The organism is Leptolyngbya sp. FACHB-541 (assembly GCF_014695875.1).
GTDB lineage: Bacteria > Cyanobacteriota > Cyanobacteriia > Elainellales > Elainellaceae > JAAUTN01.
On record NZ_JACJPC010000012.1, the window covers coordinates 1 to 21,744 of the forward strand.

The 21,744-nt window shown below is 48.8% G+C and carries 31 protein-coding genes; 15 read left to right on the forward strand and 16 right to left on the reverse strand.

From position 1 onward, the window contains the following. Positions 1-312: 312 nt before the first annotated feature. The 6 genes from H6G00_RS00320 to H6G00_RS00345 form a co-directional block, all read right to left on the reverse strand. Positions 313-2,226, reverse strand: coding sequence for a hypothetical protein (locus H6G00_RS00320; protein ID WP_190795105.1), 1,914 nt, complete (start codon positions 2,224-2,226; stop codon positions 313-315). Between the two features lie 68 nt (positions 2,227-2,294). After that, on the reverse strand, positions 2,295-3,056 hold the full coding sequence (locus H6G00_RS00325) for a hypothetical protein (RefSeq protein ID WP_190795106.1): 762 nt from the start codon (positions 3,054-3,056) through the stop codon (positions 2,295-2,297). After that, complete coding sequence (locus H6G00_RS00330) at positions 3,049-3,204, reverse strand: hypothetical protein (protein WP_190795107.1); 156 nt, start codon at positions 3,202-3,204, stop codon at positions 3,049-3,051. Before H6G00_RS00330 ends, H6G00_RS00325 begins: the two co-directional genes overlap by 8 nt. After that, complete coding sequence (locus H6G00_RS00335; RefSeq protein WP_190795108.1) at positions 3,201-3,701, reverse strand: hypothetical protein; 501 nt, start codon at positions 3,699-3,701, stop codon at positions 3,201-3,203. The genes H6G00_RS00330 and H6G00_RS00335 overlap by 4 nt, the downstream gene beginning before the upstream one ends. Positions 3,702-3,783: 82 nt before the next feature. Beyond that, positions 3,784-4,008: a hypothetical protein gene (locus H6G00_RS00340; protein WP_190795109.1), complete on the reverse strand. Its 225-nt coding sequence runs from the start codon at positions 4,006-4,008 to the stop codon at positions 3,784-3,786. A gap of 1 nt (position 4,009) precedes the next feature. Next, positions 4,010-5,035, reverse strand: a complete 1,026-nt coding sequence (locus H6G00_RS00345) for a hypothetical protein (protein ID WP_190795110.1) — start codon at positions 5,033-5,035, stop codon at positions 4,010-4,012. On the opposite strand from H6G00_RS00345, the gene H6G00_RS00350 reads away from it, so the two are divergent. From H6G00_RS00350 to H6G00_RS00375, 6 genes are all read left to right on the forward strand, one after another. Then, positions 5,034-5,174 (forward strand): hypothetical protein, encoded by a 141-nt coding sequence (locus tag H6G00_RS00350; protein WP_190795111.1) that lies wholly within the window; start codon positions 5,034-5,036, stop codon positions 5,172-5,174. The two genes, H6G00_RS00345 and H6G00_RS00350, sit on opposite strands and share 2 nt — an antisense overlap. 50 nt (positions 5,175-5,224) lie before the next feature. Continuing rightward, positions 5,225-5,560, forward strand: coding sequence for a hypothetical protein (locus H6G00_RS00355; RefSeq protein ID WP_190795112.1), 336 nt, complete (start codon positions 5,225-5,227; stop codon positions 5,558-5,560). Positions 5,561-5,801: 241 nt separating this feature from the next. Beyond that, complete coding sequence (locus H6G00_RS00360; RefSeq protein WP_190795113.1) at positions 5,802-6,002, forward strand: CopG family transcriptional regulator; 201 nt, start codon at positions 5,802-5,804, stop codon at positions 6,000-6,002. A 146-nt stretch (positions 6,003-6,148) separates the two neighbouring features. Further along, entirely contained in the window at positions 6,149-9,412 is a 3,264-nt protein-coding gene (locus H6G00_RS00365) for a hypothetical protein (RefSeq protein ID WP_190795114.1), read from the forward strand. A gap of 177 nt (positions 9,413-9,589) precedes the next feature. Continuing rightward, positions 9,590-9,868, forward strand: a complete 279-nt coding sequence (locus H6G00_RS00370; RefSeq protein ID WP_190795115.1) for a hypothetical protein — start codon at positions 9,590-9,592, stop codon at positions 9,866-9,868. Positions 9,869-9,872: 4 nt separating this feature from the next. Continuing rightward, positions 9,873-10,115: a hypothetical protein gene (locus H6G00_RS00375; RefSeq protein WP_190795116.1), complete on the forward strand. Its 243-nt coding sequence runs from the start codon at positions 9,873-9,875 to the stop codon at positions 10,113-10,115. Here the strand turns inward: H6G00_RS00375 and H6G00_RS00380 are convergent. Then, complete coding sequence (locus tag H6G00_RS00380) at positions 10,078-10,515, reverse strand: hypothetical protein (protein ID WP_190795117.1); 438 nt, start codon at positions 10,513-10,515, stop codon at positions 10,078-10,080. The two genes, H6G00_RS00375 and H6G00_RS00380, sit on opposite strands and share 38 nt — an antisense overlap. 15 nt (positions 10,516-10,530) lie before the next feature. Here H6G00_RS00380 and H6G00_RS00385 point away from each other — a divergent pair, with 15 nt between their 5' ends. Continuing rightward, positions 10,531-10,692, forward strand: coding sequence for a hypothetical protein (locus H6G00_RS00385; RefSeq protein WP_190795118.1), 162 nt, complete (start codon positions 10,531-10,533; stop codon positions 10,690-10,692). Positions 10,693-10,786: 94 nt separating this feature from the next. Here H6G00_RS00385 and H6G00_RS00390 read toward each other — a convergent pair whose 3' ends face one another. The 7 genes from H6G00_RS00390 to H6G00_RS00420 form a co-directional block, all read right to left on the reverse strand. Then, positions 10,787-11,077: a hypothetical protein gene (locus tag H6G00_RS00390; RefSeq protein ID WP_190795119.1), complete on the reverse strand. Its 291-nt coding sequence runs from the start codon at positions 11,075-11,077 to the stop codon at positions 10,787-10,789. After that, positions 11,074-11,574: a hypothetical protein gene (locus H6G00_RS00395; protein ID WP_190795120.1), complete on the reverse strand. Its 501-nt coding sequence runs from the start codon at positions 11,572-11,574 to the stop codon at positions 11,074-11,076. The genes H6G00_RS00390 and H6G00_RS00395 overlap by 4 nt, the downstream gene beginning before the upstream one ends. Positions 11,575-11,845: 271 nt before the next feature. After that, complete coding sequence (locus H6G00_RS00400) at positions 11,846-12,268, reverse strand: hypothetical protein (protein ID WP_190795121.1); 423 nt, start codon at positions 12,266-12,268, stop codon at positions 11,846-11,848. Next, the gene (locus H6G00_RS00405; RefSeq protein ID WP_190795134.1) at positions 12,268-12,999 is read right to left on the reverse strand and encodes a ParA family protein; all 732 of its coding nucleotides are present in this window, start codon (positions 12,997-12,999) and stop codon (positions 12,268-12,270) included. Before H6G00_RS00405 ends, H6G00_RS00400 begins: the two co-directional genes overlap by 1 nt. Positions 13,000-13,099: 100 nt before the next feature. Further along, positions 13,100-14,056, reverse strand: a complete 957-nt coding sequence (locus H6G00_RS35985; RefSeq protein ID WP_199318256.1) for a pentapeptide repeat-containing protein — start codon at positions 14,054-14,056, stop codon at positions 13,100-13,102. Continuing rightward, positions 14,049-14,762 carry a hypothetical protein gene (locus tag H6G00_RS00415; RefSeq protein WP_190795122.1) on the reverse strand — a complete coding sequence of 238 codons (714 nt, stop codon included), beginning with the start codon at positions 14,760-14,762 and terminating at the stop codon, positions 14,049-14,051. The genes H6G00_RS35985 and H6G00_RS00415 overlap by 8 nt, the downstream gene beginning before the upstream one ends. Positions 14,763-14,898: 136 nt before the next feature. Then, positions 14,899-15,135 (reverse strand): ribbon-helix-helix protein, CopG family, encoded by a 237-nt coding sequence (locus H6G00_RS00420; RefSeq protein WP_190795123.1) that lies wholly within the window; start codon positions 15,133-15,135, stop codon positions 14,899-14,901. A gap of 212 nt (positions 15,136-15,347) precedes the next feature. Between H6G00_RS00420 and H6G00_RS00425 the strand changes: the two genes are divergently transcribed. From H6G00_RS00425 to H6G00_RS00460, 8 genes are all read left to right on the forward strand, one after another. Continuing rightward, complete coding sequence (locus H6G00_RS00425; protein WP_190795124.1) at positions 15,348-15,896, forward strand: site-specific integrase; 549 nt, start codon at positions 15,348-15,350, stop codon at positions 15,894-15,896. Positions 15,897-16,069: 173 nt separating this feature from the next. Continuing rightward, on the forward strand, positions 16,070-16,912 hold the full coding sequence (locus H6G00_RS00430) for a TIGR04255 family protein (RefSeq protein ID WP_190795125.1): 843 nt from the start codon (positions 16,070-16,072) through the stop codon (positions 16,910-16,912). Further along, positions 16,909-17,499 carry a hypothetical protein gene (locus tag H6G00_RS00435; protein WP_190795126.1) on the forward strand — a complete coding sequence of 197 codons (591 nt, stop codon included), beginning with the start codon at positions 16,909-16,911 and terminating at the stop codon, positions 17,497-17,499. Before H6G00_RS00430 ends, H6G00_RS00435 begins: the two co-directional genes overlap by 4 nt. 13 nt (positions 17,500-17,512) lie before the next feature. Further along, the gene (locus H6G00_RS00440) at positions 17,513-17,980 is read left to right on the forward strand and encodes a hypothetical protein (RefSeq protein ID WP_190795127.1); all 468 of its coding nucleotides are present in this window, start codon (positions 17,513-17,515) and stop codon (positions 17,978-17,980) included. Between the two features lie 122 nt (positions 17,981-18,102). Beyond that, entirely contained in the window at positions 18,103-18,258 is a 156-nt protein-coding gene (locus tag H6G00_RS00445; protein WP_190795128.1) for a hypothetical protein, read from the forward strand. Between the two features lie 1,362 nt (positions 18,259-19,620). Continuing rightward, on the forward strand, positions 19,621-19,815 hold the full coding sequence (locus tag H6G00_RS00450; RefSeq protein ID WP_190795129.1) for a hypothetical protein: 195 nt from the start codon (positions 19,621-19,623) through the stop codon (positions 19,813-19,815). 168 nt (positions 19,816-19,983) lie between these two features. Beyond that, positions 19,984-20,403, forward strand: coding sequence for a response regulator (locus H6G00_RS00455; protein WP_190795130.1), 420 nt, complete (start codon positions 19,984-19,986; stop codon positions 20,401-20,403). 56 nt (positions 20,404-20,459) lie between these two features. Next, complete coding sequence (locus tag H6G00_RS00460; RefSeq protein ID WP_190795131.1) at positions 20,460-20,867, forward strand: response regulator; 408 nt, start codon at positions 20,460-20,462, stop codon at positions 20,865-20,867. Positions 20,868-20,869: 2 nt separating this feature from the next. Here the strand turns inward: H6G00_RS00460 and H6G00_RS00465 are convergent, their stop codons facing one another. Together H6G00_RS00465 and H6G00_RS00470 are read right to left on the reverse strand one after the other, a co-directional pair. Beyond that, a complete protein-coding gene (locus tag H6G00_RS00465; protein WP_190795132.1) occupies positions 20,870-21,184 on the reverse strand; it encodes a hypothetical protein in 315 nt (104 codons plus the stop codon). 130 nt (positions 21,185-21,314) lie between these two features. Further along, a complete protein-coding gene (locus tag H6G00_RS00470) occupies positions 21,315-21,545 on the reverse strand; it encodes a hypothetical protein (protein ID WP_190795133.1) in 231 nt (76 codons plus the stop codon). Between the last annotated feature and the right edge of the window lie 199 nt (positions 21,546-21,744).

The window sequence follows — 21,744 nt, forward strand, 5'->3', positions numbered from 1 at the left end:
AGAGTCTTGATTGACTCTTTAAGAGTTTGTAATTTCGCTAATACCGCTCTATCTCTTAATAGAAATTTTCTGTATTTATAGCGAGGAGTTTTAAGTTAGAAAGGTGTAGCAGGGTGTAGCAACTAGGCTGCTACACCTTAGCGGGTGTAGCAAAGCGTAGCAAAAAGGTGTAGCAGACGTAGCATCCTTATACATCAAAGGTTTTGGGTAAGGTGTAGCAGACGTAGCAGGTGTAGCAAAAAGGGGTGTAGCAGCACTGCTACACCCCTTTTTAGGCATCTTTTGGAGAGTTGCTACACCTGCTACACCCTTTCAATTATTGCTAGCTAATTCATCTGGAATCCACTTAAACTTTTTGGTTTGTGGTGTCTCTTCCATCTCTAACCAGCCATCTTTAGTTAGCTTGATTAACAGATCATCTAACCCCCCTGATTCAGAAAGTTTGACTCTTCTTTGAATAAGTTCTCGCTTTGTCCAAGCTTGAGAGGGGTGCTCCTTGAACCATGCAATTAGAGTTTGCTCATCAGTTCTAGTTGCAGTTTGAGTGATTGGTTCAGGCTCATCAATCACATCATTAAACAGCTTTTCCAGCGTCTCTAAGTCGGTTCCTGATGCATTGAAACTAAATCCATCTGCACTATGTTCTGGCTCGTCCAATCGCGCTACAACTGCCTCTAGATGTTGTGCTGATTGGGTGCAAATTTGACCTTTGCACAGTTCAGGAAACCAATTAAGTAGCCATACGACTGGATCAGGATGTCCCCATTCATTCAGTTCAGTGAGCATCCATTCAGGGATGCTCCACTCGAACGATTCGTCCCCGCGAGTCACGATATACCGACCAGTTGGGCTGCGATCGCCCAGTTCATCTTCCTCATGAATTGCCTGGATGCTGACACGCTCAGATCGCCAGGATGCGTCAATGTTTTTCAGTCCGTGTGCGCCGCTGGTATCTACCTGGCTGATGCCGATCAACGTCCCGCAGGTCTTAGCCAGTTTCATCAAGGCAGCATTGAGCAGAGGGTTCAGCTCCAGTTCGTAGGTGCCATAGGCGGCAAACATTTCGTCGAACACCCAGCCTTCACCCTTCAGTGACCCTTTAGGAGCTTTGCTGATGCGTCGTGCTACGTCATCGAGAGCGAAGGAGTAACCTTCTGGGGAATCTTCCATCCGTGCCCAGTGCAGCGGGGCCACATCGCTATCCGTTGAAAAGTAACCGATTTCATGCCCCATGCCCATACGAGCGATCGCCAGCAGAGTCGCAAGGGTAGTCTTCCCGCTCTGGCTGTTGCCCCAAAACCAGCAAAAGGGCTGATTGAGTAATGTTCCAAGTGGGCAGCCGCTCTGTGCCATTGCCTTTAACAGTGACTTCATCCGTTCCCTCACATCTGGGTAGATGGTTAGGTCGGGTGCCTCTGTCTGCCGGTAAGCCTGCGCGGGCGATGCGGTCTTGGGAGCAGCGCTGCCATAACGCCCCAAATGGTTGTGAACGTTGATTTCTGGATTGAGGGCAAGGTTTACAGCAGGGCGACCCCTTGCGGGTATCTCTTCGAGATCGCCTTCCTTGTCTGCTTCGACGGCTGGCAGGGCCGCGCCTGGTGGCTGGAGTTGTGTAGGTGGAACTGAATCACTCGGCTCTGCTGCGATCGCCGCTCTAACATCCTGAATACTGGGGATTGTGCCCTGCTTCCCAGCACGACGCAGAATGTAGCGATAGCCACTCACCCGGTCTTGTGGGGGTAACTTCTGCAATAGGTCGGCTAACTGTGGCTCGAAGTGCCCTAACAGTCTGTACTCACAAGCTTGTTGCAGGTTTAGAAAATCAATAATTTCATCCTCGTGATCTGCCTCGCTGCCCTCCATCTTTTCAGCAGCCATCCCAAACACAGCCATTAAGTCTCCCAGTCCGGCCCGGCTACCAGGGAAGAGACACAGCTTTTTACTGTTCTGCCAATCATCCCAAACTGTCTTGGCATAGAGAAAACCAGCTAACCCAGCTACTAGCGGTACGCCGGGAACGGCTACAGCTAGCAAAGGAATGGAGCCAGCGATCGCTCCTATCGACATCAACTTGGCTGCTGTGCAGTTGTTGCGCTCATCTGCTGCAATCTCTTCTAAGATTTCAGAACGGTACTCCAGCGCGTCAAGAATTCGCCCAGACTGGAGCAGTTGAGCGAACTGTGAAAGGTTTTCGGTTTGTTGAATTGCGGTCGTTTCTTCTGTCATGTCAGTCACCAATCAAGGGTAAAGAAAAGGGAGGCGATCGCACCTCCCCACATCGCCAAAAGTCTTATCTAGTGAGCTTTGCGCTCCTCCCAACTGCTCTGGAACATCGAGCCGAACAGTTCAGCACCAACTACTGACAGTCCCCACCAGACGAAGTGGAGGACCACTAAACCAAGTTGGAACCGCCACAGGTTAAGCATCCAGGGAAAGTTGAAGTGACTTTGCACAAAGTCCATTGCGTAGAGGAAGAAGATCAGACCGCCAACTTTCCGCAGCTCCAGCAGTCCCACATTCTTGAACCGCTTACGCCGAATCTCAGCAAGGGTAATCGCTTTGGGGTTTTCGTCTGGCACCTCGAAAGACCGAACCTCGTCATACCGTGCCTTTGCCATTCGTACTGTTACGCCCCTGAAAATCTTGGTTTGAGCGGCATTTACAGCGGTCGAGATGAGTACAGACAGCCAGAATGTTAGGTCAGATACAGCCACAAAGACATTGATCAACCGTGCCCCATCACTGACGAATGGTTTGGGCAAAAAGCTAGGGTGTGAAGCATCAAGCGAGTGCCACCAGCCCTCCCAGCCCAAAACATAGAAATAGGCAGCGAGTAGCCCAAACACAATCGGTGAACCGTCCCCGGTGATCCACATTAGGAAATGGGGGACGAGGGTGATCCATTCCAAGGCGATGTCTAGGCACTTCTTAAAACCTCCCCACAGTCCATCATTCTTAGGGCGATCGAACTCATCTCGACGGGTACTGCTGCCATTGTTGGTCTTACCATTGCCGTTTGTTGTGTTGCTGGCAGCACCAGTTCCATATCTACTCATTGGGTTGAATCTCCTGCGCTCTGGATTGCTGAATGTGAGTTTTGATGTCTTGCCATGTTTGAGAACTAGCTAAAGCTGTAATGAGGTATGCCAGCACCACCAGTCCTAAGCAAAGTCCTGCCATCCGTGCGTTATCTCGGTAGGTCACTCACCCACCCCCATTGCTGCATCCATGCGCTTAGCTAGCCGCTCATCAACCTTGAAAACTTGCTCCCAGGCTTGCGATACCAGTTCGCACTCTGCCTGAGTCCGATCGCCACCATCTGCAAGGATTGAAGCAACCTGAGACGCTAGCTCCTCCTCTATTCCAGCTTTGAAAAGTTGTCGGAAGAACGACTTATGCAGTCGATACGACTCACGTACCTGGTTGAGCAAGGCTTCAGCGAAACCGAAGTGAATGTCGGCATCCAGAGGTTCGAGTCCTTTCAAGATGTTGAACAACTCTGGGGCGCGGTCGCTTTCACTACCTGGCTTCCAGATAGCGTCCATAGTCTCCTCGTCGCTGCTTAAGTGATAAGTAAAGATGCTCAAAAGTAACAACAGTTTTTCGTCTACGTGAAGCCCTTCAAGCTTTGAACCGTAGGATTCTGTCAATCCATTGAAGAAACCATCTCGATCGCTTGCGTAGTGACCTAAATCCTTCATGATGAGAATTAGCTCCTTGATACTTCTGTAGAAGTGAATGTGAGTGAGCCAGCCGTTGAACTTTGGACGGTGAAACGGCTGGTTAGATAAGCTCCGAAAGCTCCGTCAGTAGGTGGCTTTGAGAGTTTTGGGATAAATCTTCTGGCAGATTGGATGATATAGCCGCCGAACTCGCAACCATCCCGCGTTTGTGATCGAGAATGATCAAATTAATGATTTCGCTGGTGTCAGCACTGCCAATCTGGGAACCGACTTGCTCCAGGTAATCCATCAGATAGGGTCGAATTGATGCACGATTGCTCAACATGTCACCCCCGCTTCAGTTGAGCGATTTTTCTTAACCCACGAGCGTTAGCCCAGCAATCACCAGCAGGCTTGATTCCCTTCATTGCAAGCAGTTCGGCAATAGCTGGGAGCTGGGAGCCTCCCCCGACAGCAATGATTGATTTACTTGTAGGAGTCCAGGGCGCAGCAGCCTTCAGCGCTGGAGATAAAACTGACTGAACCCAAGGCTTTAGCTCTGCATCGTAGATGTGACGGAAGTTCCAGCCAGTCTCACCGTAGAGAAAAGTTTGATTCTCAACGGCAGTTCTAATAATTTGCCGATCGCCTTCGGCTGCTAAATGCCGCCTAGTCTCAATGTTTTTGGCGATTGAATTGATCAGCTGTTCAACCCCACCTGGGGAAACAGTTCTCTCAGTCAATTTACCCTTGGCTCCGAAAACGCTAATGATGCAAGTGCCTGAGCCAAAGTCGTAGAGAAGGGTTTGGGCGTTCGGATCAATAGTTTGGCGGGAAGAAACGATTGCGCCTACCCCTTCCTCGACAACATTCAGAACATTGATTTGAACAGTTGAATGGAGTCTGGAGCCGTTGAGCTTGACGGTATGCCCACCGTGCAATAATTGCTTCAACTCATCCCCAAACGCTTGAGCATCCTGGATGCTAGCTACCAAGTCCAGCGTCCAAAAGTTTTGATGAGTCAAGGTTCCGATCGCCCCTAACAGCATCTGCAAGCCAAACTTCAACTTTCCCTTGGGGTCATCGACCGTGCGAAAGCAGCCACTGGGATTTTGCTGGTATGCAGGCAACCCAGCCAGCCATCGTTGCCCAACTAGGTCAGGGCGATCACCAACGACATACTCAACAAGTGAGCCTTCAATTGATGCAGGCACATCATAAAGGTCGCCGTGAATCGGCAGAAAGTAAGAGGGAATGCGAATCTCGGCATCCCCTAGAGCCAGCTTTGCCGATCCGTTCCCGCCATCAAAGCCTGCTGGTAACAACTGGCATTTGCTGCCATTCGCTGCCAGTTTTTGACTCGCTAACATCATGTTTTGGCATCCTTTAGTAGAGTTTCTGGCAGTTTTTGGCAACCATTGCCAGCACCTGCCTATGAATGCCATCCTAAACGAAGAGTTTGGTTTTGGCAACCAAATAGGATATTTAATTCAAGTTTTGGTTGCCTTATAGTTAGATAAAGGCTGTAGCGGTAGGATAAGGAGGAAATTAAGGATTGGGAAATGGCTGAAGAACGAAAGCGAATTTACTTGAATGTGCCACCTGAGTACGAGTTCAAGCTGTTAACAGCTCTTGCGTTCTTCCTGGGCCGCCCGGTCGCAACGCAGGCGGCAGCAGTTTTGGGTATGTATCTGCGGCAAAGCGAACCTCGGATCATGGCGCAGGTACGGTTCTATGGGCGCAAGCTTGGCATTGACGAATACGAACTACTGGATCTAATCTTTAGCGACCCGGACAAAGTAACCGAATTGCTCGCTCAAGCTGGAGCAGGGCGGCTAGAGAAGATTCACGAAGGCGATGCTCCAGACATTTACGGCGAGGTGGATCAGCCTGAGTAGCCATGAAAAAGCCGCCCCGACATCGCATGGAGCGGCATGATTCTTGATTTTTTCTTACGCTAACAGCTAGCATATCCTAGCTGTAGGGCAAAGTCGCGGATTATATCGTAATCTAACTCAGAAGTCAACGTAAAATTTGACAAATGGAGCTTCAAAGTTTACGATTCAGGAAATCGCAATATTTTTCCAAAAGTTTGGGTAATATCATTCGTCGGGTGTGCCGCACCCGCTAGGAGGAAGGATGCCAGGACGTTCGGACATAACTGCAACCGTAAATTTTCGGTTGCCGCATGCCTATATCGCCGATTTGAATCGACTGGCTAAACGAAGGGGTGTCGATCGTTCGACGCTGATTCGGCAGGCGCTTGAGTCCCAACTTGGCTCAGAGCTTGCTGAGATTATCGTTTCCGAGCCTAACAAAGTCTCTGCTACTCGTAGCTGAGCCGTGATCGCTGCCACACGCCAAAATTTCTTACGCTGTGGCTGTCTGAAAGTTGAAAAACCCCCAAGCTGCAAAAGTTTGGCGACCTAACAGCAAGGGGGTTTTGGAAAACAAGTGTCACCGCCAGGAGGCGGTTTAACCTGCGTATGAAAGTTTTTCAAGACTATCGTAATCCATCAGACGGGGTTGATGTCAAGTTTCACTCGTCTCACGGCAGTCCTGACCGCTATTCTAAGACACACGGAGCCTGCCCCGTATGCAAGCGCGACCACGACACTGATTGCCGTTGGTTTAGCGACTTGAAGACCGTCCTTTGTTACACGAAGGCGAAGGGTGGATCAAGCAGCGTTGTGGAGCCACCAGATGAAGTTAACGGCTACAAGTGGGTTAACAGAAAGCTAACCAAAGACGGTCGTTGTGCTATTTACATCTTGGATGAGAACACGCCTGCGATTTGGAAGAAGCCCCCGCGAGAGCCGAAGCCTGAAACGTATCTGTACCACGACGCGGACGGCAAGAAGATCGTAAAGGTTGAGAAGTATTACAAGGATGGCGAGAAGAAGTTTTCTCAATACCGTTTAGTCGATCAGCAATGGGTTAAAGGCACGAACCCCATCAAAGAGCAGATCCCGCTGTACAACCTGCCAGCCGTCTTGAAGGCAGTTAAGAGCAGTGAGGCGGTCTATTTCGTTGAGGGTGAATCTTGCGCCAACGCTCTGAAAGCTTTGGGGCTGACCGCTACAAGCTTGATTGGTGGCGCTGAGAAACTGCACCAGTACAACCCTGCTGCGCTGAACGTACTGAAGGGTGCTGTTGTAATCCTGTGCCCTGACCGCGACCAACCTGGCGTGAGACACATGGACGAGGTTGCAGAGGCGCTGAAGGGTGTTGCTGCAAGCATTCAATGGCTGTATGCATTTCCTGACGATAGCGATCGGCATTATTGGGAACGGTTGCAGGAGAATCGAGGCGCGGATGTTAAAGATTGGATCGACGAACTGAAGGCGGCAGGAGAGAGCGATTCCGCTGTTGGTCAAGCGATCGGCAATGCGATCGGAGCGAAGCGACTGACTGGGGCAAACAGTTCAGGAAAACGAAAACACCCGGAAGACGGCGAAATTGGATTAGAAGCTGAACCGAACCACTGGAAGGCTCCTGAAAGCCACAACTACGAACGAGGGGTTTGGCGGTTTGTTGATGGCGCAGAGTTTAAGGTGGGCGCTGTTCCAGAGAAATACGAAGGGGCTAACTTCAGATGCATTCCAGCCAAAATCAAAGACCCGGATTTGGATGAGGAAGGGAAAGTCAAGAAAGGTTTCGTTGATGGGCTGAAAGTTCAGGAATTCACCTCACTACTTGACCTCGATTTCTATGTAACGCGATTCATGGAATCGCCTGAAGGTGGGGCTTTTCAGTTCCAGGTTGAAAGATTGTTTGGCAACCGATTGTCCGTGAAAAAGATTGTTATCCAGGCTGCGGATTGTAGCAAACCGGATAGGTTTCTGGATGCGCTCAAGCGCTCGTTGAAGTCAAACGTTTGCTCGCTTCTTAAACCCGACGATTTGCAACGCTTGGTACACAGCGAGACACAGAAGTACTTTCTGAATGGCGGGAAGACCTATCGTTTGACCGATCGAGTCGGATGCCAGGAGGACGGTTACTGGGTGTTCAAGAACGTCCAGTTCACCCCAGACGGTGAGGTCTGCACCGAGGAAACGTCTCACTGGGTCTACAACGAGAACTTAGGAGCAGACGACGGCATCGACTCTGTGCCGCATCCAGTGATACAGCCGCCCAACAAGAACGCTCTCAGGGAGCTGCTACTAGCGCAGGAAGAACACTTTGGCGACAACTTCTACCAGGCTGTGCTTTGCAACGGATTTGTAGCCGCTGGTGTCAACGATCGAGGATACATGGCAGCTAACGCGCACTTCCCGATTCTCAACCTGAATGGCGACGCAGGCTCAGGAAAGACCCACATCGCCTTAAGTGCGCTGTCTTTGGTCGGGCTGCTTGGCGACAAAGGTTCAATCAGCCATGCGAGTGAATCTAGCTTTTACGAGCTGGCGAAGTCCTTGGGCAGCGTTCCTTTCCTCTGGGACGACCCAGAGCGATCACCTGAGGTGGATTGTCGGTTGAAGAATTACTACAACCGATTCCCGCGCAGGGTTCGTGGAAACGTTCAGCAGCCCCACGCGGCGCTGATTGTATCCAGTAACCATGCAGTCGGGGAAGGAAACGCGGCCGCCGCATCTCGAATGATTTGGCTTCATGTTCCCCGGCACAAAAATTCTGGTGGAAAAGCGCAGCAACGGCTCAAGGATGCAATGGAAGCAGCGTCAGGAGCATTGCCTGATTTGATTCGCATTGGGTATCCCAAGGAGCAGCTTAAAGCGCTTCAGCTAGAACTGGCTGAACACCTGGGGGCAGCTCATGAACGGTTGCCAGAGAACTTGGCACTCATCACGTTCTACAGTCAAAAAATTGTAGAGATGGCCGGAATGGGACAGGAGGTCAATATCAAGCAGTGGGTGATTACGCACCTTTGCAAGGCTGCTAACGAGAATCAGAGCGGGCTTGATTCTGTGAGCGACTTCCTTGAAAAGCTATGCACGTTAAGGACTCAAGATCAGGTTGGTGCCTGGAACCTGGCGTATAGAGGTAAAAACGAACCAGACGAAGGTAGGCGAGGGCTGTACGTGTACATGCCCGACGCTTGGGATGTGTTCAACCGACGATTCCAGCCAATCTACTCTCGGAGCATCTTGGAGCAAGCACTTCAAGAGCTGGGCGCACTAAAGGAATGGAGCGATACAGGCAAGAAAATTCAACGGAAGTTCAACGCATCCCGCGACGAAACCCTTTCATACAGACGGATGCAGCTTGGAGCAGAGCCACAGCCGAAGGATTCCGTCAGGGGGAAGCCCGCAACAGTGCCGCGCAAATGTCTGTTCATTCCAGAGAGTATCCTGGTATCTTCCGGTATCCTTTGGTATCCAGAGGAGGATACCGCTGAAACCCTCGGCAATACTGGCGTTTCAACTTCTGGTATCCCAGTATCCTCTAAATCTATAGATAAGAAAGAAAGAAAGAAGGAAGAAAAGGGAGAGCACGGCGACAAAACCGCATCTCAAAAAAATGGCGTACTTTCTCGAAAAAACGAGGATACCAGGATACCAAAACCAAAAGCCGCTCCCCGCAATGGTTCTAGCGGTATCCAGCCTAGATACCAACTGGATTCTGATGGATACCAGGATACCGACCTCACCCCAGCCGAGGAGAAGTACATTGATTTGATGGGTATTGAGCAGGCAGCAGTTATAGCTGAGTACGAAATTGACGAAGACTGCGAGGATACTGCTGCAATAGACCCCGCAACTGGCATCGACGTTGTTTCTTTTGAATCGTGACAAGGATACTGTTTGGGTAGCCTTGGCGGAGCTTGAACTGCTCGACTAATCCAACCCAACAGATGCGAACTAGGGCGAATCTCTCGCCCCCTCCCCCCTCCACCGAATGCAACCGTGCGACAAACCCAATCCCCTCAGCAACGCAATTTCGGCCGCTCATTGGGCATAATCTCTGGCATGGAACGCCAAGCTCAGCCGAAAGACCCAGGGGACACAGCTTTGCTACTCGCACGGGGATGCAGCCATGCAGACCTTAGCGAGCTGCTTGCAGAGGTTGCGCGTTTGCAGTTGATTGCTTTCAATTGCGGTGCTGACGGCAAATGTCAGCAAGAGTTGGCGCTGCATCTGAACCCGGAAGCCACACCGATCCTTCACCTGCTCCATAATTTTGTTGCCGAAATCCCTTTGGAGAGGCGCATCGAATTTTTGTCGAGTTATCGGAGGAGGGATAGTTGAAGTAATGCCAAAGCGGATTCAAAAGAAGCTTGTTTGTCGGTCTATGCCCGAACTGCCAGCCCTGTGCCGAGCCTGCTGGGAGGAAAGCCCGTTCCTGTTTGCAAGGTTGTTGTTAGAAGTCAGAGAGCGGTACGGCGCTGAACTGGCGGAGCGGCTTCTTGACGAAACAGAACAGCATTTCGCGCCTGGGCGACCCCGCCCCAGTTTTGTTACCCCTTCTGAACTGGCAAGTCGGACTCGGAAATAGCCTCGTATCCAGGGGGAAGCGGATCACGATTATTGTGGGGAATGTAAATCATGACATTTGAATCCGCCTGTTCAGGCAGCCCTTTGTGATGTACCTCTTGCACCAGTTTCTCGGAGCGTCCCAGCCTAGTTGCTTCAAAGTATCGGATTGCTCCCAAGTCGCCTTGTGATGCCTTCTCGAAAAGCGCTCGCCCGACATCGTATTCGGCTCGTGCAGTGCCGCTAATGAATGCCTCACGCACTTTCTTGTTATGTTTCTTCAATGTCCAAAGGGTGCGCTCGCTGATCTGAATGTGAAGGTTATCGCGCAACATAGATGCGATTGACGCGACGCTCAGTCCTAGAGCCGACATTACTTTGATGTTGCTGATCGCTACATCATCAAGTTCAATTTTTTTCATTTGCAGAATCCTGGTATGCAACAGTTTGCAATCTCGCTTGGCGCTCTGCCCACCCCTCGTTTGTTTGAGCGTGGAAATGCCCGGTTGAAGCTGGCTGCAAGTGATACTGCCCTAGAAAGCCACAAAAAAGCGACCGTCGCCAGCCGCATTTTATGGATATCCTCTTTCTTGAATTGAGAATGCCCATGCAAGAAAAAAGCGACGGCTCCGACTGGAAGCGATCGCTTTATTTTCCAGACAATTGACAAACTTCTGGCTAGATACTGCCCAACTAGCGTGGCAGAGCGGCTTTGGTAGCCAGCGAGATTTTAGATTTGGTGGCTTTGGAAACTGCCTTTCTGCTTGCCGATCGTGGGTCAACCAGCTCAGCAAGGTCGGCGTGATGCTGTCGGGCAAACGTTTCCAGGGGTTGCGACAGTCTCCCCGACTTGATCACGAGGCGACAATCTTGAACGTCCAAGTCTTCGCTGCCGCTCAAGCTTTCTGCGATTGCTCGAACGGCGCTAACGTCAAGTCCTTGTTTAGCTACAGCGTTTTTGATGCTTTCGGAAAGTTCAGTCATTGGTAAAAATCCTCTTGGAAGTGTTCACGAAATTCGGGCAGAAACCTAAGTAGTGCAACCCTTTCAGCTTTTGGCAGCGATTGCAGATGCCGGAGCGCAATTTCGTCGCCTGCCTCTGCTGCCATCTGGCGAATCTGTTGGCGGTGCAGCCGCCGCTGTTCGTGGTCCGGAATCAGTTGATTGCGAAGCTCGACAGCCTCCGGGCTGTCCAGCGGAACTTGCCTGGCTGTGGGAGTGTTGTCGATCGCTGGCACTGCAACCTTTTTGCCCTTCCTAAAAATCTCCGCGTCGTACCACTGCCACTTTGGTGGCGGCAACTTGCCTGTAGGCACGAAACCAACGGGAGGCGACTTTTGCAAGTCTGAAGTCCTCGGCTGCTCCCCTACCTTTGGTTGAAGGCTGGCGAGTTCCTGATCGGTCACCTCGGCGATTTCGCCTTTGATCAGCATCCGTCCGCTGGGTAATTCGGCGTCGAATGCGACTAAAATTTGTGGCATTTCTCTTGGGCACTATCTAAACGGCATGACGATAGATTGTGCCCAACTAGTGAAATTTTGTGCGGCACTCATCAAATGCCTTGGCAGGAATGCTGGGGCGTTGTTTTTTGGGCATTATCGTAATTCACAACACAGCGGCTATGCCCCGGCTCGCGCAGCTCCATCCTGCTGTTTGCGAGTTGGGGTTTCTTTTAACCTCTAAGCAGCTTAAGTATTAAAGGTATTAGACGTTTATGGTCTAAAGAAATTACATATTAAAGCTCTATTACCCTTATAAGTTTATAAACCGCTTTAAGTCTTCAGTGTTTTTGACTTGCGTCCAGTCCACGTCGGCGCTGCGAAGCAGTTCAATTGCCGTCTGAATCAAATGCTGAGGATAGACGCGATCGCCTGCTGGAACTGGTGTCTCGTTGTTGTCTCGCACTTGGCGAGCAGTGTCGTTCAGCCACTCGTGCTGAGAGCGATAGATTTTGATATTCACGGTCGTTAGCCTGTCTTCTGGCTTTGGACTCGTTGCAGGTGCTTCGATTGTCTTGGAGGGTGGTTCGGGCTGTGGCGGTTCCTCGACGGCAGGCGGCTGCTCCTTCACGACAGGCTGTTGTTCCAGCGGTTGTTTTTCGGACTGCACTGGAGCGTTAGTCTTGCCAAAATCACTAAGCTTGCCCATCGAACCCATTCGTTTGCGCTCTGCCATCACTTCACCTTCCAGAGCTTATTAACTTCTTTGGCAAGAGATTTGTAGGCGATCGCCCCAATTGACTTAGGGGCATAGTCTAAAACTGGGCTTTGCTGTGCAATCGACTCTGCCACGTTGATATTTTCGGGGATGACGGTATGCAGCAGCCTATAGCTCAAATCTTCAGCAGACTCTATCAGCAGATCATCTGCCTCTCGGGTCAGCACTAGGCGCGGCTTGTAGCGAGTTCTTAGCACTTCAATAGGTATCTCTGGCTTCTCATCCCGGATAAGCGCTACAGCTTCACTTAGTCCCTTTAGCGCAGCAGGTTCGCACAACGTTGGAACTAACACGCGATCGCTGCTTAAAATTGCCTGCACTGATGCCAAGCTTAGGCTGGGCGGGCAGTCCATCAAAACTAAGTCAAATTCTAAAGGTATTAGACCTTTAAGGGATGGAGTGAATAGGTCAGAATCAGTCATCAGCCGAAACATGCCGATGTCACCGGGAATGAGCGACAAGTTCTTAACCTGGGTTGCGATAGGAGCGATCGCCTCATCACTTGTTAACCAGTCGAGGGCTGTAGGAGATTGTCCATCTAGCCCCAGTCCAAAGGAGAGGGTGCGCTGTCCGTCTAAGTCGATCAACAGCACTTTACACTTACTGCTAGCGAGTGCTGCTCCCAGATTCAGCGTGGATGTTGACTTGCCTGTGCCGCCCTTGAAGTTGAAAACAGCTACTTTAAGCATGGTGAAGCCTAGTTGAGGCTCCATCATCCTACCGTATAAAGGTCTAATACCTTATTGGGTTTATGCGAGCTTAGTTTGAGTGATGGAAAAGCTTTAGTCATCAAACTGGTACGAGAGCTTCTGATCGCTCACCAGGGGAGTCCTCAAAAATAGCACCTCTCTTCTTCAAGTCAGCAATCTCTGAGCCTGATAAACCAATGCAGTCTCTCATAATTGCCCCTTCAACATTAGCTCCGTCGAGCATTACTCCAGTGAGGTTCGTTCTGCCTCCAATAGCACGGAAGAGGTTGCGGAGAGAGTTGCGACTGCTTTTGCGGACGAGGCTGCGGACGAGTGTTTGGGTGAGGTCGAGGTTACGGTCGAGGTTACGGGCAAGGTCACGGACGAGGTCAAGGGCGAGGTCAAGGATGTGGTTGGGGTTACGGCTGTTGATGGTGCGGACGAGATTGTGGGAGAGGTTACGGGTGAGGCTGTGGGAGAGGTCAAGGCTATCAGCGAGGTCACGGGCGAGGTCGATGCTGTGGGCGATGCTGCGGGCGAGTTTTGGAGTGAGTTTGCGGTCACGGACGAGGTCACGGACGAGTTTGCGGTCGCGGGCAAGGTCACGGGCGAGGTCACGGACGAGTTTGCGGTCGCGGGCAAGGTCACGGGCGAGGTCACGGACGAGTTTGTAGGCGAGGGCGAGGTCACGGTCGCGGTCGCCAGCGTAGGCGCGGGAAATTATATGATTGAGTTCTTTAGTACGGGTTATGTAACTAGAAGGTGAAAGATCTAGGCGGGCATTTGTAAGGTTAGCTCCTTGCAAATTGGCATAAGCAAGATTGGCACCTCGTAAGTCTGCTCCAGTAAGATTGGCACCTCGTAAGTCTGTCCCAGCAAAATTGGCATCTACTAAATTGCCCCTAAAGAAGTCTGTTCCAGACAAATCGGCTCCAGCAAAGTCTTGTTTGGGGTCTAGTCCCAGCATCTGGGCCAACTCGAAAAAGTTAGTCGTTTTGGTATCAAGAACTTTCCCGATTGCCTGATCAAGTTCTTCAAAGGAAGCAGGTTCAACCATGTCTCCACCTTCCTTGGCAGATAGGAGCAGATTCGACCATTGGCTTAATATATCGAAGGGCAATTGCCCGTTCAAGCAGGGCAAGCTTATTACGATGGATGTCTTTAGCTAGCCCAATCTGACCCCAAGTAAGCTGAACATCCTCACCTCGAACTGTAAAATCAGCAGCTATCTCACAAGGAAGCTTGTCAATCTGGAGAGTGCCCAAAAGTGTTTCCCTTAGCATTCCTTCCAAAACAGTGCGATCGCCATAGGCTTCAAAAATCCAGGCAGGTTTAGCCTCAGAACCTATCTTCTTAACCTGAAAGACTTCGACAGTAATCTTTTCAGCCGATCCTTCAGTTGCTTTCGCTCCAATACTGCGAGAGTCTAATGCTGCTCCTGCTTGGACTTCATTAGATTTAGTCCTCTGCTTCTCTACCTCGATCGACACCTTAAATGGCTTGAGGAGAGCAGTCTCCTCTAATGGTAATTTGCAGTTTTGAAGGACAAATCGAAGTTGACCTCGCTTTATTCCAAAAGCTGCTCGTCCTCCCGGCAATCCTAGCCGCCTTCCACCTGGCACATCGATTTCTTGCTCACCGCTAAAGCTAATCGTAAGACCAAGATCTAACTCGTTTGAGGGGGTAGCTACCTCTGTCTTGCCTAATTGGGGCAGAAACGAAGTTTTAGGAGATGGACACTTTACCTGAAGGTGGAGTTTCATTACCACGCAATCAGGGAACCTGCTCTCTATCTGTGGCTGCGAGCTGATGTCCATCAAGGCAATAAGGTTGAGAACTGTGCTGCTTCATTCTGGCATTTCGCCTAATTTTGTCTAGAAGTGGATAGGGCGATCGTCCTTACCTTCCCAACAGCACTCTAACCGCCGCCTGCTGCTTCAGCGCTTCAAGCCTCATCAGAATGTCCTGAAGCGTCACCCCAACAGTTGAAGCGTCATTCTCTCCCAGGTAGAGAGCAATTGCCTCATGCAGCACTTGGGATGAGTTGCGTCCGGTCTTGTTGGCGATCGCCTCAATTCTTGCCTTCCATTCTGGAGACACTCTGGTCGAAACTTTTGGGTTAGGTTGTCTACTCATCATTAGCTTTAGAAACTCTCGCCATGACTTTACCCAAACTCACCATGTAAACATTGAAGCCTTTGTATTCTCAATAAGGCGGCATTCTGAGCAATAAGGGTTTATTCTCTGACTGCACTCTTAGAAAGTCGCTAAACCTCCCATTCTTCCGTTGTCGATTTCAATGAATCGACAATATTATTAGAGGGAACTGATTTTAGAGTGAGCAAACGATGGCAGGCAAAGTTGAAGGGAAAGGTCAAGCCAAAGTTTTAACCCCTGCCGAAGTCGAGCAAGTTTTAACCTACACTCGCGAACCCTACCGGACAGCGATCGCCATTGCTGCTTACACGGGTTGCCGCATGGGGGAGGCGATCGCCCTGAAAGCTGAGAACATCCAGGAACAGTTTATTGTTTTCACCAAGACCAAGACCGGAGAGACACGGGCTGTTCCCATTCACCCCACACTGAGAGCAATTCTGGCTGAGGTAAACTTGCCCAGCGCTGGCTACTTGTTCCCCTCGCAGGGTGGGAAGAAGCTGCTCCACATCACCAGGCAGGTTGTAGACAAGGAACTGCGGGCTGTGTGTGAAGGGTTAGGGCTTGAGGGAGTAGGAACCCACAGCTTCAGGAGAACGGCTCTGACTGCCATGAAGGATTCCAACATCCCGATTAAAAATATTGCTGCTATCTCTGGACACAAGAGCCTCAACGAATTGGCACGGTATCTAGAGGTGTCTGAGGGAGACAAGCAGAGGGCGATCGCGGCACTAAAGTTTTGATGCAGAGAAGGGTAATCACACTCTAGCGGCGAGCAGTCAATGTAGGTTAAATTTTAATCGGTCTGTAAAAACTTCTAATGCAGCCACTCCGGTTTATAAACACTGTTTTGTTTATAAACACTGTTTTCACTGTTTTGACCTAATTTCCCTTAAGGAGTAGCTAAGGAAAGTTTATGTCCGACAATCGCTTCGAGCCAATCAATAGAGCACATGCGATCGTCGAGATGATATTCTTCTTCGAGTTTGTATCTGGTCTTGACGAAAACATCGATCGATTGTTGTCACTTCGTTCAGATCTGAAAGATGATTTTCCATCAAGTTACCTATTGGAGACTGTCGAAGTTGAAATTACTCCTCAAACTCCTCAAACTCCTCGAAAAATGAGTTCCAAAACTGGGGGAATTGAGTTACAGCGCTTTAAGACAGACGACTCCTTGGAATGGCTAATCCGTGTAACCCCAACATCAATTAGCATTCATTGTTTAGATTATACGCGCTGGAAAAACGTTTTGGAGAAGGTCAATGTTTATGTCAAAAAAATTTTTGAAAAGCTTCTAGGAACAGATGTAAATATTTCAGGTATGGGGCTGAAATATGTTGACCAATTCGTATTTTGTGGAGAACTTAAAGATTATGACGCTAGCCTCCTCTTCAAACGTGACAGCAGCCTCCTACATTTAAGAGCTTTCTCTTCTGGACATCAGTGGCACTGCCACAGTGGATGGTTTGAGGATGTAAGAGAATTTGGAGAGATACTTAGCCAAATGAACATAGACAGCATCGTTAGCAGCATAGATGGAGTTCAACGGGCTGTGGTAGTAATCGACCATGCATTCATACGTCGTGCCCAGCTTGAGGGTGATATGGCATTGTATATACTGCCAGGAAAAGCTGGAGAAGAGGTTCGCTCTCGCCTTGCTCAATGGATGCATGATGCTAATAAACAACTACTTAGTGGCTTGTTGATTGATACGGTACGAGACCGTATTAGCCTCCATGCGGATGAAATATCATGATCAACAGTATTACGCCATACACAGCAACTCAGAACCATAGACAAACATCTGCTACCGCCGCTGGTCTGTCCTCAGTCCAGCCGCCACCTCAAATCAACTCAGCGACGTTTGCTGCTTTATTCATTGCTTTGTCAACGTCTGTTTCATCTCCATCCGCAATTACTCCTTTTAGGAGTGCAACGGCTAATCCTATAGTTAAACGGTCTATTCTCCCTATAAAGGAAACAGATCGGGCGGATTTGCTTGCCATTGCACGTATCAGAGTTCTTGGGACTTACAAGGCTGGGTGGACTGGACCTGAGAGTGTTGGTCCAACTCGCCAAACCGTTGAACATGCTGAGGAATTTGCTCGATACCTATTCAGTCTTGGAGCGATTCACGTACCCTATATCAGTGCTAGTGAAGATGGCGAAATCAACTTTTACTGGAAAAGAGACGGATTTACGCTTGATTTGGGATTTACAGGCAACGGTTGCTATTCATACTATGCATGTCTTCCTGCCGGAGAAGAGATGATTGAAGACGAAGCAGTTCTTGGTACGCCTCTCCCCAAAGAGATTGTTAACCTCATTGTCCAAGCAGTCTGACATCAGAAATAGAATGGAGAGCGAGCAACAGGATAAATTGTTAGGGCAGATTTCGCCTTTAGATGATAACGAATGGTTATTACGGCTACATTTCAGCCCTGAACATATTCAAGACGGAGAGTTTGTTCCTACAGCCATCAGCCTCTCAGATCTAAAAGAGAGAGGGTACAGTCTTGATCGAGAAGCTTTTGTTGAGCGGCATCTTATTGTAGATAGAGCAGAGGCTCAAAGCATGAGGCTTCCAGAGAAACGAAAAGAATCTTACCTCTCCCGGTTCGAGTGTGGACCAGTACGTTGCCTTAAACACGAGGGTGAAACCGCCTTCGAGGTCAAAGAATCACCAAGGCATGACAATCCTGCTCATGCACATATCCTAAGCGCCCAAAGACTGGGAGATGGCGCTTTAAGAAAGCTTCGGAACTATCTCCTTCCATATCTTAAGCCCCCAGTTCTTCTTGATGATTACATGCAACAGCCATGACAAAAAGGCAACTGCAAAGCTTGATTAGTGAAGACTAAGCACTACTCTATAAGGTTGAGCTAAAAAGGCGATCACTCCTCTCCATCTGGGCACCCTGACCACATCGTTAAGGTGCCTTTGCTATGAACATCCGATGGAAGCGAGTCTTAATCCCAGCAGCGATCGCCGCCGTCCTAATGTTGGGACTTCCCTACGCTGGCATCCAATACTTTAAGAGCCAGGGCATCTGGTATGACAGCGAGGGAAACCCACACGCGGATATCTGGGTAGAGGAGTAGAGCAGGTTCTAAAAGTTGAACAGCCCTAACTCTCACCCTAATTGCCGCTATGCTAAACATCCAAATTTGGACAAAATTATAGCCCTCTGACGGTTGTCGTGCCAGTTCAGCAGTTATGCACAAATGTGCCATGTACGCACCTACGTTCCATCTACGCACATTTGTGCACGACTTATACCCATTTAGAGAGTCGAGAGTGTAATCTAAAGACAGCAAAATTCTCTACAAACCGTCTCACCGATTTGCAGAGATTTTGCTAATTGTTCAATTAAGGAGGTCAATCAAATTGGAAACGATCACGATCTTGGTGCTAATGCACCTTTTGACTGTCGCAATGTTTCTGCTGAGCAGCAGATAAACTGACCCCTCGGTTGGTTCTGGCTCTTAAGGGTGCAACCTTGAGAGCCTTTTTTCCGAGCTAACTACCATGAACCTTGAAAGTTAACACGCAAGAGTGCGTCCTTATGTCTTATCTGGACTCATCTCTCACAGGTGATTATAGCAACAGATTAATCACAGGGGTCAACAGATCACTCATAGGGGTCAACAGATTAATCACCCCCCTGGCTCTTTAGTGTCAGGGGGGTGATTAATCTATTGGGTTTACTGTTGCGGCGGATTCCTAAAGCTCAGGGCAGCTAAGAACACAATAAAAAACGGGAGACCGATAGACGGATCTCCTGCCATTACTCTCTCTACATCGTGCGGAATCTGGATGTTAGGAACCTGGATCGATTCGGTCTGTTGTGTGCTTTTGGCACCGTTCTCAATACTGTTCATTTGGGTTGTCCTATAGAGGTTTACAACCTGCACTCAGGCAAGACAACCTATGCAACTACCACAGTGTACAAAAGGTGTCTTACAGTTTTAAGGGAGTACAAGCATACCCCATTTAAGACAATAGATACCCCGCTGTCAAGTAAAAACCTGGCAGCGGGGTATCTATATTTTTATTCGACAAGAGTTTAATTTGCTTCCGTCGCGTTTCGCGACCGATAAACCGGGGTTTATCACCTCTTGTACACTGTGGTAAATCCAAGTTAATCAAAGAATTCATGCTCTGTCAACGGACTGAAACATGAATATTGCAGTTGCACGACCCCACTTTTGGGGCTCATATAGCCTGTAAGACGCTGTATATAGTGTTTTACAAAATTGTTTTACATCATATATGCAATTCCTGAATAGCTGTACAAAGCTTCATGTATTTACAAAACTTTACAGAATTGTTAGACCTTTGGGGATTAACTGAGGTATTTTGGGACGCACATTCACAGACCTATAATCTGATCCCTTCATATAACAGACGATGCGGCTGTGATCACAATCTCCAGCAATTCACCCCCCTGGCACTAGAGAGCCATGACCTTCAGCCACAGATACTTTGAGAACGTCTGGATTCAGTTCAAGAAGTGGCGATCGCTCCAGAGCCGTTACCAATTAGTAGGAGAACACGTCACCCTGAGCTTGGGAACTGATGAAGGGGGCTTGCACCTCTCAGCAGTGCAAGTTGGTATCCAGCTTTACTGCCTGCATTGTGGTGAGTTGCCGTTTTGACAGTTTTGCCCTCATCCCAACACCGCATTAGATGAGCATCTGGTTAGCGCTAACTGTTTGCTAAGACACAATCTCTAACCCAGCATTTTGCGATCTCCGTCAAACGAGAGAGATAAGGAGAATGCTTTATCAGCGTTGATAAAAACAATTGTGTTCGCTGCTACGACTATGCAAAATACAGAAGACAAGTATTCTTTTCAAAGGTCTTTGTTAGCAGGACTAACAGTGCTTTTAGTGGAGGATGAGCCTGAACTAAAAGCACTGCTCACGTTCATTCTTGAAGGGAACGGAGCCAGAATCATTCCAGCAGGTTCTGCTACTGAAGCACTAAATCAGTTAGAAAGGCGGCAACCAGACGTTTTGGTCAGCAACGTTAAGCTACCTGATGAGGACGGACGTTGGTTGATTGAGCAAGTCAGGCAGCTAGAGGGGGTATGGCGTGAACTCCCAGCTATTGCTGTAACGTCTTATCTTGGAGAAGTTGATGCCCAGGAAGCGTTGAGAGCCGGATTCCATCATTTTTTGTCCAAGCCGTTAGACCCAGATGAAGTGGTTCAAGAGGTGCTTAAGCTTGTTGGGCGACAATGACGGATTTTGTGGGAATATCGAAGTTTCTCCACAAAATCCGTCAAGGTTCCTGGTCTATGTCTCTCGATGTTGATTTTAGGCTGGATGGTTTGAAGGTGCTGATCGTAGATGATGATATTGACAACCTTCAATTTCTCGCGTTCTTATTCGAGGTTTATGGTGCAGAGGTAGCAGCCGTTAGCTCTGCTAGTGACGCATTTCAAGCAGTTCTGGAGTGGCGACCAGACATTTTAGTTAGTGATGTGAGTATGCCTGATGAAGATGGTTACATGCTAATCCGCCGAATTAGAGCGTTAACGGTTGAGCAAGGAGGGCAGGTGCCAGCGATCGCCTTGACCGCTAATGCCAAAGAATCAGATCGGATAAAAGCGCTTGCAGCAGGCTACCAGCAGCATTTGGCTAAGCCTGTTGAGCAAGATACGTTACTGCAAGCTGTGTTGGAGATGGCTGCTAGCAAGATTTGAACTTAGCATCCTTTGACTTGTACTCTCTGAATCAAGTCTTTGATGCTTATGGCATGACTGCGGTAGGCATCTGTCTTTGAATACCGTTCTAGCTGATCTAAGCTAATCATTCCTCGTTCTGCTAATGAAGTTACTTCCCAGGGAAGTAAAGCATTCAATTCTACCCCTTCAACGAAGTATTCATGAGTCTGACCCCGTTCTGCGTTAAGCGCTATGACTTGACGTTCAAGGGTTTCTAAATCATGAAGATCAGCGCATCTGGCTACGATATCTGAGGACTTGATTCGGCAAGCTAATCTGAAAAAAGTATCTTTCATGGGTGCAAAGGCTCAAAACCACCAGTGAGTAAGTGGAACTCTGTAAGTAAGCAAAAACACCCTGCACCTAAAATAGCAGTATGCAACACAAGTGCAAAACATGTTCCCGATGAACAAAATCTGATGTCTTCTAGTCAGATACAACTATTTGCTCAGCACTGAACCAATCTTCCTCAATTGAGCGGGTCTTCCCATCTGTAAAATAGACTCCGTATGCCCAGTTTTTAACTTCTGGGTAGAAATCAAGACCCACAATATAGCCAGTTGAACCTTGAGATGTTCTAACTTTTTGCCCTATCTTAAATACGGGTACTGAGAACTGAAAGAAATCCGTATCAATAACTTCAATATGCTTGTTCACTAGCTATCCTAAGAAATTCAATTTTAACTATATAAGATGGTCTATTTAGTGTCTTCCCTGAATAAGAAAAAACTGTAAAGCTTTACAGAGTCTTGATTGACTCTTTAAGAGTTTGTAATTTCGCTAATACCGCTCTATCTCTTAATAGAAATTTTCTGTATTTATAGCGAGGAGTTTTAAGTTAGAAAGGTGTAGCAGG